Annotated in this window: 15 protein-coding genes and 1 riboswitch; of the genes, 14 read left to right on the top strand and 1 reads right to left on the bottom strand. The window is 60.1% G+C overall.

All coding sequences use genetic code 11. The features are described from left to right. Nucleotides 1-106 precede the first annotated feature (106 nt). The 9 genes from urtA to OZ656_RS20015 all read left to right on the top strand — a co-directional run bounded on the left by urtA (nt 107) and on the right by OZ656_RS20015 (nt 8,890). Complete coding sequence (gene urtA, locus OZ656_RS20055; RefSeq protein ID WP_011787268.1) at nt 107-1,372, top strand: urea ABC transporter substrate-binding protein; 1,266 nt, start codon at nt 107-109, stop codon at nt 1,370-1,372. Between the two features lie 80 nt (nt 1,373-1,452). Further along, nucleotides 1,453-2,379 carry an urea ABC transporter permease subunit UrtB gene (gene urtB / locus OZ656_RS20050; RefSeq protein ID WP_011787267.1) on the top strand — a complete coding sequence of 309 codons (927 nt, stop codon included), beginning with the start codon at nt 1,453-1,455 and terminating at the stop codon, nt 2,377-2,379. 9 nt (nt 2,380-2,388) lie between these two features. After that, complete coding sequence (gene urtC / locus OZ656_RS20045; protein WP_121208004.1) at nt 2,389-3,588, top strand: urea ABC transporter permease subunit UrtC; 1,200 nt, start codon at nt 2,389-2,391, stop codon at nt 3,586-3,588. Next, nucleotides 3,588-4,346 (top strand): urea ABC transporter ATP-binding protein UrtD, encoded by a 759-nt coding sequence (gene urtD, locus OZ656_RS20040; RefSeq protein ID WP_011787265.1) that lies wholly within the window; start codon nt 3,588-3,590, stop codon nt 4,344-4,346. The genes urtC and urtD overlap by 1 nt, the downstream gene beginning before the upstream one ends. Nucleotides 4,347-4,348: 2 nt before the next feature. Beyond that, on the top strand, nt 4,349-5,038 hold the full coding sequence (urtE, locus tag OZ656_RS20035; RefSeq protein WP_011787264.1) for an urea ABC transporter ATP-binding subunit UrtE: 690 nt from the start codon (nt 4,349-4,351) through the stop codon (nt 5,036-5,038). Between the two features lie 21 nt (nt 5,039-5,059). After that, nucleotides 5,060-6,106, top strand: coding sequence for an aliphatic amidase (locus tag OZ656_RS20030; RefSeq protein ID WP_379944857.1), 1,047 nt, complete (start codon nt 5,060-5,062; stop codon nt 6,104-6,106). Nucleotides 6,107-6,121: 15 nt separating this feature from the next. Then, on the top strand, nt 6,122-7,165 hold the full coding sequence (locus tag OZ656_RS20025; RefSeq protein ID WP_379944856.1) for an AAA family ATPase: 1,044 nt from the start codon (nt 6,122-6,124) through the stop codon (nt 7,163-7,165). 135 nt (nt 7,166-7,300) lie between these two features. Further along, nucleotides 7,301-8,533: a formamidase gene (fmdA, locus tag OZ656_RS20020; protein ID WP_023008410.1), complete on the top strand. Its 1,233-nt coding sequence runs from the start codon at nt 7,301-7,303 to the stop codon at nt 8,531-8,533. A gap of 3 nt (nt 8,534-8,536) precedes the next feature. After that, nucleotides 8,537-8,890, top strand: a complete 354-nt coding sequence (locus OZ656_RS20015) for a zinc ribbon domain-containing protein (protein ID WP_011787260.1) — start codon at nt 8,537-8,539, stop codon at nt 8,888-8,890. A 50-nt stretch (nt 8,891-8,940) separates the two neighbouring features. Here the strand turns inward: OZ656_RS20015 and OZ656_RS20010 are convergent, their stop codons facing one another. Then, a complete protein-coding gene (locus OZ656_RS20010) occupies nt 8,941-9,669 on the bottom strand; it encodes a DUF3047 domain-containing protein (RefSeq protein ID WP_278350842.1) in 729 nt (242 codons plus the stop codon). Nucleotides 9,670-9,774: 105 nt separating this feature from the next. Continuing rightward, nucleotides 9,775-9,972: riboswitch (cobalamin riboswitch) on the top strand. A gap of 129 nt (nt 9,973-10,101) precedes the next feature. Here OZ656_RS20010 and OZ656_RS20005 point away from each other — a divergent pair. From OZ656_RS20005 to OZ656_RS19985, 5 genes are all read left to right on the top strand, one after another. Continuing rightward, on the top strand, nt 10,102-12,864 hold the full coding sequence (locus tag OZ656_RS20005) for a ribonucleoside-diphosphate reductase subunit alpha (RefSeq protein WP_228224563.1): 2,763 nt from the start codon (nt 10,102-10,104) through the stop codon (nt 12,862-12,864). A 27-nt stretch (nt 12,865-12,891) separates the two neighbouring features. Continuing rightward, the gene (locus tag OZ656_RS20000) at nt 12,892-13,950 is read left to right on the top strand and encodes a ribonucleotide-diphosphate reductase subunit beta (RefSeq protein WP_022990159.1); all 1,059 of its coding nucleotides are present in this window, start codon (nt 12,892-12,894) and stop codon (nt 13,948-13,950) included. 209 nt (nt 13,951-14,159) lie between these two features. Continuing rightward, nucleotides 14,160-15,647 (top strand): CHASE2 domain-containing protein, encoded by a 1,488-nt coding sequence (locus OZ656_RS19995; protein ID WP_153739677.1) that lies wholly within the window; start codon nt 14,160-14,162, stop codon nt 15,645-15,647. Next, complete coding sequence (locus OZ656_RS19990; protein ID WP_014423113.1) at nt 15,625-15,924, top strand: hypothetical protein; 300 nt, start codon at nt 15,625-15,627, stop codon at nt 15,922-15,924. Before OZ656_RS19995 ends, OZ656_RS19990 begins: the two co-directional genes overlap by 23 nt. Further along, nucleotides 15,921-17,408, top strand: a complete 1,488-nt coding sequence (locus OZ656_RS19985) for a M48 family metalloprotease (RefSeq protein WP_153739676.1) — start codon at nt 15,921-15,923, stop codon at nt 17,406-17,408. The genes OZ656_RS19990 and OZ656_RS19985 overlap by 4 nt, the downstream gene beginning before the upstream one ends. Nucleotides 17,409-17,458: the final 50 nt, after the last annotated feature.

Below are 17,458 nucleotides of genomic sequence, written 5' to 3'. Positions count from 1 at the left end.
ATGCCGAATGGGCACCCATGACAGGCCTGAGCAGAATGATTGACGTGGGCACTGTGCTTCCGGAGCGGAGCACGGTACCGGCTTTCAACCACTGCGAGGAATGACCATGGGAACCACAACCATTGCCGCCGGAGGGCGGAGTCACAAGAGCAAAGGGCTGCGAAAGAGCCTGGCCACCCTGGCCGCATCCATCATGCTGGCCACGTCGGCCCAGGCGGCCACGCCGGCAACCGACGAGGTAAACACCACCGGACTGGCGGTCACTGACGACACCGTCAAGGTCGGTATCCTGCACTCCATCACCGGCACCATGGCCATCAGTGAGATTGGTTCGGTGCAGGCCGAGAAGCTCGCCATTGAGCAGATCAACGAGTCCGGTGGTGTCCTTGGCCGGCAGATCGAGTTTGTCCAGGAAGACGGCGCCAGTGACTGGCCCACCTTCGCGGAGAAATCCCGCAAGCTGCTTCGCCAGGACAACGTCGCGGCCATCTTCGGTGCCTGGACCTCGGCTTCCCGTAAAGCCATTCTGCCGGTCATCGAGCAGTACAACGGTATGCTGTACTACCCGACCTTCTACGAGGGTCTGGAGCAGTCACCCAACGTGATCTACACCGGCCAGGAAGCCACCCAGCAGATTCTGGCGGGTATCGACTGGGCGGTGAAAGAGAAAGGCGCCAAAACCTTCTACCTGCTGGGCTCGGATTACATCTGGCCCCGTACCTCCAACAAAATTGCCCGCAAGCACATCGACAAACTGGGCCTGAAAGTGGTGGGCGAGGAGTACTACCCGCTGGGCCACACCCAGTTCAACTCCGTGATCAACAAGATCAAGCTCAAGAAGCCGGACGTGATCTTTGCGTCGGTGGTCGGTGGTTCCAACGTGGCCTTCTACAAGCAGATGAAAGCCGCCGGTGTCGATTTCACCGACGAGAAGCCGCTGCTGCTGACCATCTCCGTCACCGAGGATGAAATCCGCGGTATCGGCGGCGAGAACGTGGAAGGTATCTACGCCTCCATGAAGTATTTCCAGAGCCTAGATAACCCCAACAACGAAGAATTCGTGGCCGCCTTCAAGGAAGCCTGGGGTGACGACATGGTGATTGGCGATGTGACCCAGGCGGCCTATCTCGGCCCGTGGCTGTGGAAGATGGCGGTGGAAAAAGCCGGCTCCTTCGACATCGACAAGATTCGTGAGGCCTCACCCGGCATCGAATTTACCAAGGCACCGGAAGGCTATGTCCGCATCCACGAAAACCATCACCTCTGGTCCAAGACCCGCATCGGCCGCGCCAAAACCGATGGCCAGTATGAAGTGGTTTATGAAACCGACGAGCTGATGGAACCCGATCCGTTCCCGGAAGGTTACCAGTAAGCAGCCGTGGCCGGTGCCTTCGGGCACCGGCGTCCGGCTCGGACGCAAGCACGTGTTCTTAAGCGACGGGAGTAAGGGTCATGTTTGACGGATACACCACCAGCGAATTGATGTCGATTTTTGCCATGCAGGGCTTTGCCGGGCTGTCCCTGTTCTCGGTATTCGTACTGATGGCACTGGGCCTGGCGATCATTTTTGGTCAGATGGGGGTGATCAATATGGCCCACGGGGAATTCATGATCCTCGGCGCCTACACCACCTACCTTGTCTCCGGGTTTTTCCAGTCGGTCCTGCCCGGTCTGTTTGGCGGATACTTCTTCGTCGCCATCATTATTGCGTTTCTCATCTGTGCGGCCCTCGGGGCCTTTATCGAATGGGCCATGATCCGGCACCTCTACCGGCGCCCGCTCGACACCCTGCTGGCCACCTGGGGCCTGAGCCTGATCATGCAGCAAACCTACCGCTCCATCTTCGGCGCCCGGGAAGTGGGTGTGGAACTGCCGGAGTGGATGATGGGCGCCATCCAGGTTACCGATCTGGTGGAACTGCCCATCAACGGCCTGTTCGTGATGATCATTGCCCTGTCCATCGCCCTGGGGGTTTACCTGCTGATGTACCGCTCCGGCTGGGGCAAGAAGGTCCGTGCCGTGGTACAGAACCGCCCGATGGCCGAAGCCGTGGGCATCAACAGTGCCGGGGTTGACCGTATGACCTTCGCCCTGGGCTGTGGCATTGCCGGTATCGCCGGTGCGGCCTTTACCATGATCGGCTCTACGGGCCCGTCCTCCGGCCAGGCCTACATTGTCGATACCTTCCTGGTGGTGGTGTTCGGCGGTGCCCAGAGTCTGATTGGCACCATTGTCTCTGCTTTCGGTATTTCCCAGGCCCAGTCCACGATGGAGTTCTTCCTCAGTGGTTCCATGGCCAAAGTCCTCACCCTGCTGGTGGTCGTTGGCATCCTGATGCTGCGCCCGGAAGGCCTGATGGCGCTCAAGGTCCGTCGCTAGGAGACTGTCATGAAAAACACTTCCCCTTTGAAATGGTTTGCCTCCCGAGAGGGGCTCTACTATCTGGCACTGGCGTTGCTGCTGGTCGTCATCCTGCCGCTGGCGCTGGACCCGTTCCGCCTGAACATGGTGGGTAAATACCTCACCTACGCCTTCGTGGCCATCGGCCTGGTGATGTGCTGGGGCAAAGCCGGCATCCTCAGCCTGGGCCAGGGCGTGTTCTTCGGCCTGGGCGGCTACTGCATGGCCATGTTCCTGAAGCTGGAGGCTTCCACGCCGGAGGCCACGGCCATCCAGTCCACCCCGGGTATCCCGGACTTCATGGACTGGAACCAGCTGACCGAACTGCCGTGGTTCTGGGAACCGTTCCACAGCTTCTCGTTCACCCTGCTGGCGATCGTCGGTGTGCCGGTGCTGCTGGCATTCATCATCGGTTTTGCGATGTTCACCCGCCGGGTGGGGGGCGTCTACTTCGCCATCATCACCCAGGCCATCGCAGCCATCCTGACCATTCTGATCATTGGTCAGCAGGGCTACACCGGGGGTGTAAACGGCATTACCGATCTGCAGACCCTGATGGGCTGGGACATCCGCACCGATGAGGCCAAAACCATCCTGTACTTCGTGTGCGTGGGCCTGCTGTTCGTGTGCCTGTTCGTGGCCCGGTTTGTCCAGAACCGCAAGCTCGGTCGCATCCTGGTGGCCATGAACGCCCAGGAAAACCGGGTGCGTTTCTCCGGCTATGATGTGGCCGCCTTCAAGATCTTCGTGTTCTGCCTGGCCGCCGCCTTTGCGGGCATTGGCGGCGCGCTGTTCACCCTGATTGTCGGCTTCATGTCGCCCTCGTTCATCGGCATCGTGGCCTCCATTGAAATGGTCATCTTCTGTGCCCTCGGGGGTCGCCTGTCGATTCTGGGCGCAGTCTACGGCGCGTTGCTGGTGAACGCCGCCAAGAGCGGCTTCTCCGAATCCTTCCCGGAATTGTGGCCGTTCGCCATGGGCGCGTTGTTCATCGGTGTGGTGCTGGCGTTCCCGAATGGCCTGGCCGGCCTGTACCAGACCTACGTGATGCCCCTGGAGGACCGCCTGTTCAAGCGCAAGCCGAAAGCAGCGGTGAGCGCCCCGGCGAAGCCAGCGCCTGCTGCCCGCCAAGATGAGGGCCGTGATTACGACCCGATGCTGGACCAATACAGCCCGGAGAAATCCTGATGAACGCAGCCAAAGCACAGAGCAAGGACTTCCTGCTCGCAGTCGAGGGCCTGACCGTCTCATTCGATGGCTTCAAGGCGGTGGATGATCTCTCGTTCTACCTGGACCCGAAAGAGATCCGGGTCATCATCGGCCCCAACGGGGCCGGCAAAACCACGGTACTGGACCTGATTTGCGGCAAGACCAAGGCGACCTCGGGTTCCATCAAGTTTGATGGCAAGGAGCTGACCAGACTCAAGGAGCACCAGATTGTGCATTCCGGCGTTGGTCGCAAGTTCCAGACCCCGTCGGTGTTCGAGGACCTGACGGTGTTCGAGAACCTGGAGGTGTCTTATCCACAGGGCCACAGCGTGATGGGGGCGCTGGCCTTCAAACGCTCGGCTGAGGTGGTGGCTGCGGTGGAAGACGTGGCCGAGACCATCTTCCTGAAAGATGCCCTGGACCAGCCGGCGTCGCTGCTCAGTCACGGCCAGAAGCAGTGGCTGGAGATTGGCATGCTGCTGATCCAGAAGCCGGACCTCTTGATGCTGGATGAACCGGTGGCCGGCATGTCGGTGGCCGAGCGCAAGAAAACCGCTGAACTGCTGCGGCGCATTACCAAAGACCACACGGTGCTGGTGATCGAGCACGACATGCAGTTTGTCGGGGATATCGCAGACCGGGTCACGGTGATGCACCAGGGCAAGGTTCTGTCTGAGGGGTCCATCGAGCACGTGAAGTCGGACCCGAAAGTCATCGAAGTCTACCTGGGGCATTGATCATGCTGAGCGTCAAACAACATTCGGTGGCCTATGGCCAGAGCAGCATCATCCAGGACCTGAACCTGGAGGTGGGCAAGCAGGAAATCGTGGCGGTGGTTGGCCGCAACGGTATGGGTAAAACCACCCTGATGAAATCCCTGGTGGGCATGACTCCAAGCCGCGGTGGCCAGGTCACGCTGGATGGCACGGACCTGTCGAACCTGAAGAGCTTCCAGCGGGTGAGGGCCGGCATCGGGTTTGTGCCCCAGGGGCGGATGATTTTCCCGACCCTGACGGTGAAGGAAAACATCGAGACCGGTCTGGCCGCGGTAGGCGAGAAGAAAATTCCGGAAGACCTTTATGAGCTGTTTCCGGTGCTGAAGGAAATGCAGCACCGCCGGGGCGGCAACCTTTCCGGCGGGCAGCAGCAACAACTGGCCATTGCCCGGGCCCTCGCGACCCGGCCCAAGGTGCTTCTGCTCGATGAGCCGACCGAGGGCATCCAGCCCAACATCATCAAGGACATTGCCAAAACCCTTCGGCGGATTCGCGACGAGCGGGGGTTGTCGATTGTGGTGTCGGAGCAGGTGTTGAGCTTTGTGATGGATGCGGCGGATCGGATTCTGGTGATCGAGAAGGGGGAGATTGTGCACGAGGAGCTTCGGGAAGAGGCGGATCAGGACAAGATTGCCAGTTATCTGGCCGTTTAGCTTTGTTGAGGGGGAATAAATATGAGACACGGTGATATTTCCAGCAGTAACGATACCGTCGGCGTGGCGGTGGTGAACTACAAGATGCCCCGGCTGCATACCAAAGCCGAGGTGCTGGACAACGCCCGCAAGATTGCGGACATGATCAAGGGTATGAAAGTGGGGCTGCCGGGGATGGATCTGGTGGTGTTTCCGGAATACAGCACCATGGGGATCATGTACGACAACGACGAGATGATGGAGACCGCCGCCACCATTCCCGGAGACGAGACAGCGATTTTCTCGGCGGCCTGCCGGGAGGCGAACACCTGGGGGGTGTTTTCGCTCACCGGCGAGCGCCATGAAGATCATCCCAACAAGGCGCCTTACAACACCCTGGTGCTGATCAACAATGAGGGTGAGATTGTCCAGAAATACCGCAAGTGCATTCCCTGGTGCCCGATTGAGGGCTGGTACCCCGGCGACACCACCTATGTGACCGAGGGGCCGAAGGGGATGAAGATCAGTCTGATCATCTGTGACGACGGCAACTACCCGGAGATCTGGCGCGACTGCGCCATGAAGGGGGCGGAGCTGATTGTGCGGTGCCAGGGTTACATGTATCCGGCCAAGGAACAGCAGGTCATGATGGCCAAGAGCATGGCCTGGGCCAACAACTGTTACGTGGCGGTGGCTAATGCCTCCGGCTTTGACGGGGTGTATTCGTACTTCGGGCACTCCGCCATCATCGGCTTTGATGGTCGTACCCTGGGTGAATGTGGCGAGGAGGACATGGGGGTTCAGTACGCCCAGCTGTCTGTCAGCCAGATCCGTGACGCCCGCGCCAACGACCAGTCCCAGAACCACCTGTTCAAGCTGCTGCACCGGGGCTACACCGGCGTCCACAACTCCGGTGACGGCGACAAGGGCGTGGCCGATTGCCCGTTCGAGTTCTATCGCACCTGGGTGATGGACGCCCAGAAAGCCCAGGAAAACGTCGAGGCCATGACCCGCAAAACCGTGGGCACGGCGGAGTGCCCGGTGGGTGAACTGCCGTTCGATGGCAAGGAAAAAACTGCAGGGGCCTGAGCCCGGGAGACCGCGATGCCGTTTATCAATGAGCGGCTGGAAACCAACCGGGAAACGCTGGCAAGGAACCGGGCCGATTCAGGCCCGGTTCGTGTTTCCCGGTTCCGCTTTGAGCCGGATGCCGTAATGGCGAGCCTGCGGGCCAATATCGTGGGCCAGCAGCACGCCCTGGAGGCGATGGAATCCATGCTGGTTCGGGTCAAGGCCGACATCGGTGAAGAGAACCGCCCGCTGGCGGTTCACTTGTTTCTGGGGCCGACCGGGGTGGGCAAGACTGAAACCGTACGGCTGATTGCCGAGGCCATTCATGGCAGCCGCGATGCCCTGTGCCGCATCGACATGAACACCCTGGCCCAGGAGCACTACGCGGCGGCGCTGACCGGCGCGCCGCCCGGTTATGTGGGCAGCAAGGAAGGCCACAGCCTGTTTGATCTTGAGAAGGTTCAGGGGTCGTTCAGCAAACCGGGCATCGTCCTGTTCGACGAGCTTGAAAAGGCCAGCAAGGAGGTCACCCGGACCCTGCTCAATGTGCTCGATACCGGCCGGCTGGTGTTCCCCTCCGGCAACCGGGAAATCGACTTCCGCAACACGCTGATCTTTATGACCAGCAACGCCGGAGCCCTGGAAGCGGAAGCGCACCATCATCGCTATCAGCGAGGCTGGCGCCGCTGGCTGGGGCTGGAGCCGGGCCCGCAGGAGAACCTTCGGGACAGGGCCCTGCGCCGGCATTTCGACCCGGAGTTCCTGAACCGGATTGACCAGATTCTTACGTTCAACCCCCTGACAGACCAGTGGCTGTATGCCCTTCTGGAGATCGAACTGGCCGGCTTGAACAAGCGCCTGGCCCGCAAACAGGCCTCGCTGGATTTGTCGGTGGAGCTGCGCAGTGTGTTGTGCCGCGATTACGACAGCCGCTATGGCGCCCGCGAGATGCTACGGGCGTTCCGCCAGAAACTGGAGCCGGCGCTGGCCCGTGCGTTGCTGGAGCATCCCGAGCATTCCTCATTTCTGGCTGAGCTCAAGGGGCAGGAGATAGTGGTGCGCCAATACGTCGAATGACGTAGGTGCCGGGGGCAATTCGCGAATACCGCGCCGGTGGCGTATCGCGGATAGTGAAACGGTCAGCGCAGGCGCCGTCGGGCACTGCGTTCCCAAGCTTAGACGCCGAACGCCAAGAACCAAGGAGCGACCGCTATGGCCGAAACACTCATCAAGATCGATTTGAGCAAATCCGCGTACGAGAACGAGAATATCCACAACCGCTGGCATCCGGACATTCCCATGGCGGCGACGGTCAAGCCCGGGGACGATTTCATCCTCGAGTGTTACGACTGGACCGGTGGCCAGATCAAGAACGACGACAGCGCAGACGACGTGCGCGACGTGGATCTGACCCAGGTTCACTTCCTGTCTGGCCCGGTGGGCGTGGAGGGCGCAGAACCCGGCGACCTGCTGGAAGTGGACATCCTCGACATCGGTGCCTTCAAGGACAGCCAGTGGGGCTTCAACGGTTTCTTCTCCAAGAAGAACGGCGGCGGCTTTCTGACCGAGCACTTTCCGGAGGCCCAGAAATCCATCTGGGACTTCAACGGCATGTTCACCAAATCCCGCCACATCCCCAACGTTGAATTCGCCGGCATGATCCACCCGGGCCTGATCGGCTGCCTGCCGTCCAAGGAAATGCTGGCGGAGTGGAACAAGCGCGAGAAAGAACTGTACGACACCGAGCCGGATCGGGTGCCGGGCCTGGCGAACCTGCCTTACGCCGACACCGCCCACCTGGGCAAGCTGGCGGGTGATGCCGCCAAAGAGGCGGCGCTGGAAGCCGCCCGCACCGTACCGCCCCGGGAGCACGGTGGTAACTGCGACATCAAGGACTTGTCCCGTGGTTCCAAGGTGTATTTCCCGGTCTATGTGAAGGGGGCAGGCCTGTCGGTGGGCGACCTGCACTTCAGCCAGGGCGACGGCGAGATTACCTTCTGCGGCGCCATCGAAATGGCCGGCTGGATTCACCTGCGGGTGAACCTGATCAAGGACGGTATGGCCAAATACGGCATCAAGAACCCGGTCTTCAAACCCAGCAGCATCAAGCCGCGCTACGAGGACTATGTGATCTTCGAGGGCATCTCGGTGGATGAAGAGGGCCAGCAGCACTACCTGGACGTGCACGTGGCCTACCGCCAGGCCTGCCTCAACGCCATCAACTACCTGACCAAGTTCGGTTACACCCCGGCTCAGGGCTACGCGTTGCTTGGCTGTGCGCCGGTGGAAGGCCACATCAGTGGCGTGGTGGATGTGCCCAACGCCTGCGCCACCTTGTGGTTGCCGACCGAGATTTTTGACTTCGACATCAACCCCACGGCGGAAGGACCGACCAGGAAGGTCACGCCGGGCACCGACGTACCCCTTTCACCGGACAAGGAGTAAGCCATGCCACTGTACGACTACAAATGCCGGGAACACGGGCTGTTCCAGGAACTGGGCGCCATGGCCGAAGCCGGTAACCCGGCCCATTGCCCCACCTGCAAGGCGCTGTCACCCCGGGTGATTGTGCTGCCGCCGGAGCTCCTGGCCATGGACCCGGCCCGCCGCAACGCGGAGGCGCGGAATGAGAAGGCGAGCCACGAGCCCATCATCTCCACCGCCGACCAGCGGGCCCGGGACGCCGAGCACCGCAAGAGTTGTGGCTGCAAGAAAAAGTCGGACGGTAAACACATGCTGTTCTACACCGCCGACGGCAAGAAGATGTTCCCGTCCATGCGGCCCTGGATGATCAGCCACTGACCATTGCTTTCACGTGTTTGGCCCCCTTGAGGGGCCTTTTTTATGGCTGCTCACTGGTTGTGCTCGAGGGTGAGGTCGCCATACCAGGCCGTGGCCTGCTCGCCGGTGTTGTCGGCGTCGGTCATGATGGCCACGCCCACAATGGCGGGCGGTTCTTCGCCGAAGGCCTGCCGGTAATCTGCCACCAGATCCCGGGTAACGGTCACCCATTCGCCCACCTGCGACGGCCCGGAGTTGACGGCAATCATCATGGTTTTGTCGGTGTAGGCGTTGGCGACCATGCTCTGTTCTGGTAGCTGATTGGCCCAGATGTAGTTCAGGGCGTTGCCGGGCAGGGTCTCGCCGAACAGCACTTCCACGGTCTTGCGCCTGGCCCGTTCAAAAAAACCGGCTTTGTCCGGTTGAAACTCAAAGGCGACGTAGATGCGGGCAGGGTAGTCATCACCGGATTTTTCGCGGGCGTTGCCGGCTTCGTAGATGTTCGACACCTTCCAGCGCCATGACAACGTGAGCGAGTCGCCGGGCACCAGCTCAACACGGGCAATCAGCCCGGAGGCGCTGTCGTCTGCGTCGGCACGGACCACCTGCTGGCCGTCGTCCGTGTCCAGGGTGTAGCGGGTATGTGTCTCGATGTTCGGAAAGGTCAGGGGCTCCCAGCCGTCCTCCAGTGAGGTCATGGTGGAGAACCGGGTTAGCCGGTCTGTTTCTGCCCACACCGGGCTGGCGGCGAGACCGAGCGTCAGGGTACTGGCCAAAAGCAGCGAAATTCTCACATTCATTCCTCAAATCCGGTGGTCTGGAGATGGACAGGCGCTGTTGCAAAAAGTGCCTTGTCTTGGCGTATTCGGCCCTATATAGTGACCGGGTCCTTGGTTAACTACCATATATTGTGATCAAGCTCTGATCATCTTGATCACAGGGTAGTCGGGAATCCGGTGAGAATCCGGAACTGACGCGCAGCGGTATTGGGGAACGAGCGTGGCAAGATGACACTGGCGCAAGCCGGGAAGTCGCCACGTTAGGCAGAGCTGAAAGGTTCACGCCCCTGAGTCCGAAGACCTACCAGGGATCAGAAGCCCCCATGGGTTTCTGGACTGCACCTTCGCGATTCAAGGGTGAGCAGATTGGTCAGGCCTGCCCGTATTCGGGGCAAGGTGTGCCACTGCGTTCGCGAGGGTGAAACGGAACCAACGCGAATTCAGGAGAGCACCATGACAGCCACTGCCATTGCCGAACCCCCGGCCCCCGCGACCGATACCCAATCCCTGCAAGTTATCAAACGAAACGGCACCCTGGTGAGTTTCAACCCGGCCAAGATCAGTGTGGCGGTGACCAAAGCCTTCCTGGCGGTGGAAGGGGACCAGGCAGCCGGTTCCGCCCGCATCAACGACGCCGTGCACCGGGTTACCGAACAGGTAGTGCAGGCCATCAGCCGCCGCCTCAAAGCTGGTGGCAAGGTGCACATCGAAGACATCCAGGACCAGGTGGAACTGGCCCTGATGCGGGCCGAAGAGCAGAAAGTGGCCCGGGCCTACGTTCTGTACCGTGAAGAACACGCCCGCCAGCGCGCCGTGGACGAGCCGGTGGAAGCGCATCCGCACCTGACCGTGAAAAAAGCCGATGGCAGCATCGCCCCGCTGGACCTGGGCCTGATGAAGCAGCAGGTGGAACAGGCGGCTACCGGCCTGGACGGCATCAACGGCGATTCGCTGGTGGAAGATGCCCTGCGCAACCTCTACGACGGCATCGAAGAGACCGAAGTCCTGTCTGCCCTGATCATGACCGCCCGGGGCCGCATTGAACGGGAACCCGACTACAGCGCCGTAACCGCCCGCCTGCTGCTGGAACAGCTCCGGCTGGAAACAGCGGAAGCCCTGGACCTGCCCCGCAGTCTTCCGCTGGCGGAGATTTATCCACAGGCCCTGAGCGCCTTTGTTCACGCCGGTATCCGCTACGAACTGCTGGACGAAGCCCTGGCGGCCTTTGATCTGGAACGCCTTGGCAACGCCCTGAAACCGGAACGCGATCTCCAGTTCGGCTTCCTGGGCCTGCAAACCCTGTACGACCGTTACTTCCTGCACTGGAACAAAGCCCGCCTGGAACTGCCCCAGGTGTTCTTCATGCGGGTGGCCATGGGCCTGGCACTGCGTGAGGACGACCCCAACGCCCGCGCCATCGAATTCTATGAGCTGCTGTCCAGTTTCGATTACATGGCCAGCACGCCCACCCTGTTCAACAGCGGCACCCGGCATTCCCAGCTGTCGTCCTGCTACCTGACCACGGTGGGCGACGACCTGGAGGGCATTTACGGGGCCATTCGCGATAACGCCCTGCTGTCCAAATGGGCCGGTGGTCTGGGCAACGACTGGACCCCGGTGCGGGCCCTGGGCTCCCACATCAAGGGCACCAACGGCCAGAGCCAGGGCGTGGTGCCGTTCCTGAAAGTGGTCAACGACACCGCCGTGGCGGTGAACCAGGGCGGCAAGCGCAAGGGCGCGGTCTGTGCTTATCTGGAAAGCTGGCACCTGGACATCGAAGAGTTCCTGGAACTGCGCAAGAACACCGGCGATGAGCGCCGCCGTACCCACGACATGAACACCGCCAACTGGGTGCCGGATCTGCTGATCGAACGCATGCGCGAAGACCGCGACTGGACCCTGTTCTCCCCCAGCGATGTGCCAGATCTGCACGACCTGTACGGCAACGCCTTCCGTGAGCGCTACCAGCACTACGAAGCCCTGGCCGAGCAAGGCAAGATCAAGCTGTTCAAGAAAATTCCGGCCAAACAGCTGTGGCGCAAGATGCTCACCGTGCTGTTCGAGACCGGTCACCCCTGGATCACCTTCAAGGACCCGTGCAACCTGCGCTCCCCGCAGCAGCATCAGGGCGTGGTGCACAGCTCCAACCTGTGTACCGAAATCACCCTGAACACCAGCGCCGATGAGATTGCGGTGTGCAACCTGGGCTCGGTGAACCTGGCTGCCCACATCAAGGACGGCGAGCTGGACGTCACGCGCCTGGAACGCACCGTGAACACCGCCGTGCGCATGCTCGATAACGTCATCGACATTAACTTCTACGCCGTGCCCCAGGCGCGCAATTCCAACCTGAAGCATCGCCCGGTGGGCCTGGGCCTGATGGGCTTCCAGGACGCCCTGTACCAGCTGGGCCTGCCGTACTCCAGCCCGGAAGCGGTGGAGTTTGCCGACGTTGCCATGGAGCAACTCAGCTACTTCGCGTTGCGTGCCTCCGCCACGCTGGCGGGTGAGCGGGGCGCCTACGACACCTACGACGGCTCGCTGTGGAGCCAGGGCATCCTGCCGATGGATTCGGTGGGCCTGCTGAAGGACAACCGCCGGGACGGCGACCTGTCGCTCAATACCCACAGCCGCCTCGACTGGACCCCGGTGCGGGAGCTGATTGCCAAAAACGGCATGCGCAACAGCAACGTGATGGCCATTGCCCCGACCGCGACCATTTCCAATATCGTGGGCGTGTCCCAGTCCATCGAACCGGCGTACCAGAACCTGTTCGTGAAATCGAACCTGTCCGGCGAGTTCACCGTGGTGAATCCCTCGCTGGTGCGTGATCTCAAGGCCGAAGGCCTGTGGGACAACGTGATGGTGAACGACCTGAAATACTTCGATGGCAGTGTGCAGCAGATCGACCGCATCCCCGCGGAGCTCAAGGCCCGCTACGCCACAGCATTCGAGATTGACCCGCGCTGGCTGGTGGAAGCGGCGGCCCGGCGCCAGAAATGGCTGGACCAGGCCCAGAGTCTGAACCTGTACATGGCCGAGCCCAGCGGCAAGAAGCTGGATGCCCTGTATCAGCTGGCCTGGGAGCGTGGCCTCAAAACCACCTACTACCTGCGCTCCCTGGGGGCCACTGGCGCCGAGAAGACCGCGCCGGTGTCGGCGCCACAGCCGCAGGTGTGCAGCATCGACAATCCCGACTGCGAAGCTTGTCAGTAACCATTTACTTATTTGGGAGGCACCCACATGCTGGACTGGGACGACGAACCAAAAGCGCAAACCGCTGCCGCCGCCACCGGCGGCCCGGCGCCCGTGAATGTCGACGACAAGCGGGTGATTAACGGCGAGACCGACATCAACCAGTTGGCACCGTTCAAGTACCCCTGGGCCTGGGAGTACTTCATGAACGCCAACAAGAACCACTGGACGCCGCTGGACGTGAACATGGCGCAGGACGTTCACGACTACCACCACCGGCTGACACCGGCGGAAAAACACGTGTACGAGAACGTGCTGGCGTACCTGACCACCTCCGACATCCTCGCCATGCGCAACATCGGCCTGGCGGTGATGGAGAAGATGAGCGCGCCGGAGCTGCAGATCTACCAGGCCCGCCAGGTGTACGAGGAAGCGCTGCACACCTGGACCTACCAGCACTGCATTGAAACACTGAACCTGGACCAGAGCGAGATCTACAACCGCTACCGCGTGGTGCCGGAGATCAACGGCAAAATCCAGTTGGCCAACCGCCGGCTGGACGCCGCCATGCGCTCCGACATGAACCTGCGCAACCCGGACGAGCTGCAGGACTTCGTGATGTCCTACCTGTTCTTCGCCGCCGTGTTCGAGGGCTGCTGGTTCTACAACGGCTTCAGCCCCATCTTCGCCCTGCAGCGCCGGGGCCTGATGCGGGGCACCGGTGAACAGTTGCAGTACATCCTGCGGGACGAAGCCATGCACTTCTCCTTCGGCCTGAAAGTGGTGAACCAGATTCTCGAGGAAGAGAAAATCACCCTGGACCCGAAAGCGGTGCGTGAGATGTGGGACGAATCCGAAGCCGCGGAAATGGCTTACGCCAACTACGTGCTGCGGGACCCGATCCTGGGTTACTCGGCGGAATACCACAGCGAACAGTTCCGCTTTGTGGCCAACCGCCGGGCCCGCACCGTGGGCCTGGAAGAACCGTTCCCGGGGGCGAAGAACGTATCGCCCTGGCTGGACGAGCAGGCCACCCTGCGCAAGGAGAAGAACTTCTTTGAAACCCGGGTGATTGAGTATCAGACCGGCGCGCAGCTGGAGTGGTAATTGAGCATTCAGATACCTGCTCTGAGAAGTGGGTATCTGTCAGAGTTCTTTACAAAACAGAATAGAAATAGCATTGGTCTGTATATTAACTGACCAGATAAAGCGTGTTTTTTTACGATAGGCCTGATTGTTGCTTGAGTAAGCACTCATAACTTGCTCGCTTCCGCAGTGCGGGCAGCGTGGGATTGCATCCCCGTGCGGAGGCCAGAGTGCAGACGTTACATGCAGGCACATCGCTAGCCGGAATGATTCGCCGCCACTGGGCGCTCCTGGTGGTGGGCTACTTTCTTTTTTTTGCCGATCCTTTTGGCATCAGCTCAAGAAGCACCCAAGCGATCAGTGACGGATTTGATCGGCTGTTTTCACCGTTATATGACCAGGCGGTGACGACCAGCGGTGCCGACCTGGTCGATGTCATTCTGATTGATGACGCCTCCATCCGCCGGCTCTCCCACGAAGAAAATGGTTACCTGAGCGCCAATGACTGGCCTCTGGCCTACAGCGACCACCTGGTTCTGATCGACGCCCTTCGCCGCCTGGGGTATGGCACGATTATTCTCGACATCACCTTCTATCGTGCGCGCCAGCTGGATGACAGCTTTCCGCTACTTGTGGCCCGATTGCAGTACTTTCGGGAGCACACGGGTTTGGCCCTGGTCATGAGTGCTGGTGAACATCCGGGCCACCTTGAACCCTCAATTCAGCCACTCATTGCAGCAGCTTCTGATATCGGGTTGGTTGGCTGGTCCGGCTATGGCTCACACTATCCGATTAGGCGAGCACTGCCTGAATACGGTGAGGTTCCAACGCTGGCTGTTGCGGGATATGAGATCTATTGCCAGCAACCGAGGTCCAGGCCTTGCGGTGATCTATCGAAGGCAGCGGAGGCCTGGATGGTACCCCAGCCTCCCGGTATGCATCTCAGTTGGGGAATGCCGGCGCAGCGTATCACCTCAACGCTGGATTGCCGTGCAACGCCCGAAAACAATGGCGGATTTAGCTCACTCTGGCACTGGGCCAGGAATATCCTTCGCGCAGAATCCGTCAGTAACAACGGTGCCAAGCCATGCCCGCCGGTGCCGACTGCCACCCTTCGGGATGCCTTTTGCCTGGCGCCAAACTGCGATGATTTCTTCACCGAGATGCCCCTGCATAATCGGATTGCGATTGTGGGTGTGTCTTTACCCTCGGCCAGAGATCTGTTTAACCCACCAATTGCGGGGCAGTTGCCTGGCGTTTATCTGCATGCCGAAGCACTTCGCAACCTACTGCATTACGGCGCGGACTATCTGAAACCGATCGGGGTGGAATGGAATCTCGCCGGGATTGGCCTGCCAGGGTGGACCATTCCGGTCGATCTGTTGCTGTCCTGGCCGCTGATCCTTTTTCTCATCCTCATGCTCGCGCGCTGGGTTCTGGCATGGCGCTGGCGCGACGAGCGTCGAGCGGAATGGCCAGAGTTGGCGGTGGAGCTGGCTGAGTTGATCATCATCGTCCTCAGCCTTTGTGTGCTCTACAGCGTTTTACTGTTGTTTCACCGCACCCCTGGCTTCCTGGCAGAGCTGATCGGTTTGACACCGTTACTGTTGATCGCAGTCAGAAAAGAAAGAAAGGAGATGGAAAATGAACGGAAAGCGATGGCTTTGGCTGCTTGCACTGCTGTGCAGTTCGGCCTTGGCAGAGGCTCAGTCCATTGAGGGTTTTCATGACCCGGAGAATGCCTTCGTCAGCAAACCGGATGGCTCGCTTGTACCGGCACGTGAGCTCGGTTTGCAATTGCCCGTCACGATCAGTGGTAAGGAGCGGGGCCAGTACCTGTTTGAAGGGCCGGGGGGCACCTATCGGGTGTTTGTTCCGGAGGTGATTACCAGCGATTCGAAACAGCCGGTTATTTACTGCGATAAATCACAGGTGGTGTTTGCGGATGACCATCAGGTGGCCAGTGCCCGTGGCGTAGGGGAGGACTGCCCATGAACTGCCAGCACAAAATAGCGCTTGTTTTACTCGCCGTGTGTTTCGGCTTGATCGGCTGCAGCTCATCGCCTTACCAGTCGAAAGACTGGAGCACCAACAAAGAGATGCGGCAGCAGGAAATCAATGAGCTTGTTGTCCAGGCCGATCAGTATCAGGCGGCTGGGCAGGATCCTTCCGAGGATGCGGTTCGTTTGCGCAGTGACAGCGTGGCGCCATTGAATGCCCGTGATGTCACCCCGGCATTGCAGGCCATTGCCGAGGAACTGGCAGAAAGCTGGTACGGCGGACCCTGTCATTGTCAGGTTCGGGTGGGCCCGAGCTACAGTTTCGGCGGGTTTACCTACCCTGAGGGTACCGTCGTGATTCAGGCAGGAACCCTGGAATATCTGGATACCCGAGATGAGGTGGCCGCACTGCTGGCCCATGAACTCTCTCATCTATGGCTGAATCATCACCAGAAGAACGAACTGCAAAGCACAACAAAAGGCATAACTGATCTGGCCCAGGCCATTTCCCTGTTCGGTAATGACGACAAAGCCCGTGAGACCACCCTGCGCATGGGCGGATCGACCGATGCCCTGGTGGCGGCGGCAGGATTCACCCAATGGAACCGGCAGCAGGAAACCGAAGCGGATTTGTTGGCCGTGAAGATTCTGGAAAAATCCCGATACAGCCCAATGGCCATGATTGCGCTGTTAACCAAGCTCAAGAATGACAAAGAGGGAATACCCGTAGCCGGCAGTGCCTACGAAGAGATGATGACCGTAGCTGCCTTGAAAGCCAGAAAGCAGGAGGCGGAAGTCAGCGACAACCAGCTCCAGAAATGGCTGTCTTCTGTTGCCAGCGATATGGGCGGTCGCGAGTATCTGTCATCGGAAGAGCGTCGGACTATTGTCCGGATGGTGATCTACGATCTGGATGGCGCAATACTGGCACGCTCGTTTACGGACCTTCAGATCGATGTCGATGCCCTGGCGCCTGTGACGTCCCTGAAAACCATCCACACCTACCCGCCCGCCAGTAAAGACTACGCGCAACTGGTTGACCGTGCCCTGGCAAGCGAGCCCGACAATCTCCATCTGCAACTGTTGAAGTTTCGTGCTCTGCTGGCCCGGGGTGAGCAACAAAAAGCCCGGGAAATGGCGGAAGCCTTCATCGCAAGACCCGATGCCAGTTTCAGTGTTCTCAGTGAGGCCACCCGGTTTCTGGACCAGCAATCTGGCCTCTCGGATACCGACAAAAAACGGCTCATGCACGACGCAGTGTCCAGGCTCGCGGATCTCGACCTGCCAGATGCCTACGTGGCCGATGAATACTACTTGTCCAAACGGTATCAGGTTCCTGGCGTGAGTGCGCTGAAGGAAAAGCTTTGTGAAGCCGGAGCCGGTAAGGTGGCGGTAAGAGAGAGATGCGACCTTGCCAGGCAGGCACTGGAACGCAACGTGAGTTTTTATGAGTTGCTTGCCAGGGCAGAAAGCCAATAAAGGGTTACCGGTTGCGGTTGATTGGATGAGCTTCTGCTAGGCTAGTGCCA

It is taken from the genome of Marinobacter sp. LM1 (assembly GCF_042763285.1).
Lineage (GTDB): Bacteria > Pseudomonadota > Gammaproteobacteria > Pseudomonadales > Oleiphilaceae > Marinobacter > Marinobacter nauticus.
The sequence above is the reverse complement of the archived record's forward strand: the minus strand, read 5'-3'. Positions and strand labels throughout refer to the sequence as shown.

Coding starts and splice junctions, on each gene's coding strand:
- OZ656_RS20000 (WP_022990159.1), top strand. CDS start 12,892: ATGCTGGACTGGGACGACGAACCAAAAGCGCAAACCGCTGCCGCCGCC.
- urtE (WP_011787264.1), top strand. CDS start 4,349: ATGCTGAGCGTCAAACAACATTCGGTGGCCTATGGCCAGAGCAGCATC.
- urtD (WP_011787265.1), top strand. CDS start 3,588: ATGAACGCAGCCAAAGCACAGAGCAAGGACTTCCTGCTCGCAGTCGAG.
- OZ656_RS20015 (WP_011787260.1), top strand. CDS start 8,537: ATGCCACTGTACGACTACAAATGCCGGGAACACGGGCTGTTCCAGGAA.
- urtA (WP_011787268.1), top strand. CDS start 107: ATGGGAACCACAACCATTGCCGCCGGAGGGCGGAGTCACAAGAGCAAA.
- OZ656_RS20030 (WP_379944857.1), top strand. CDS start 5,060: ATGAGACACGGTGATATTTCCAGCAGTAACGATACCGTCGGCGTGGCG.
- OZ656_RS19985 (WP_153739676.1), top strand. CDS start 15,921: ATGAACTGCCAGCACAAAATAGCGCTTGTTTTACTCGCCGTGTGTTTC.
- fmdA (WP_023008410.1), top strand. CDS start 7,301: ATGGCCGAAACACTCATCAAGATCGATTTGAGCAAATCCGCGTACGAG.
- urtB (WP_011787267.1), top strand. CDS start 1,453: ATGTTTGACGGATACACCACCAGCGAATTGATGTCGATTTTTGCCATG.
- OZ656_RS20005 (WP_228224563.1), top strand. CDS start 10,102: ATGACAGCCACTGCCATTGCCGAACCCCCGGCCCCCGCGACCGATACC.
- OZ656_RS20025 (WP_379944856.1), top strand. CDS start 6,122: ATGCCGTTTATCAATGAGCGGCTGGAAACCAACCGGGAAACGCTGGCA.
- OZ656_RS20010 (WP_278350842.1), bottom strand. CDS start 9,669: ATGAATGTGAGAATTTCGCTGCTTTTGGCCAGTACCCTGACGCTCGGT.
- urtC (WP_121208004.1), top strand. CDS start 2,389: ATGAAAAACACTTCCCCTTTGAAATGGTTTGCCTCCCGAGAGGGGCTC.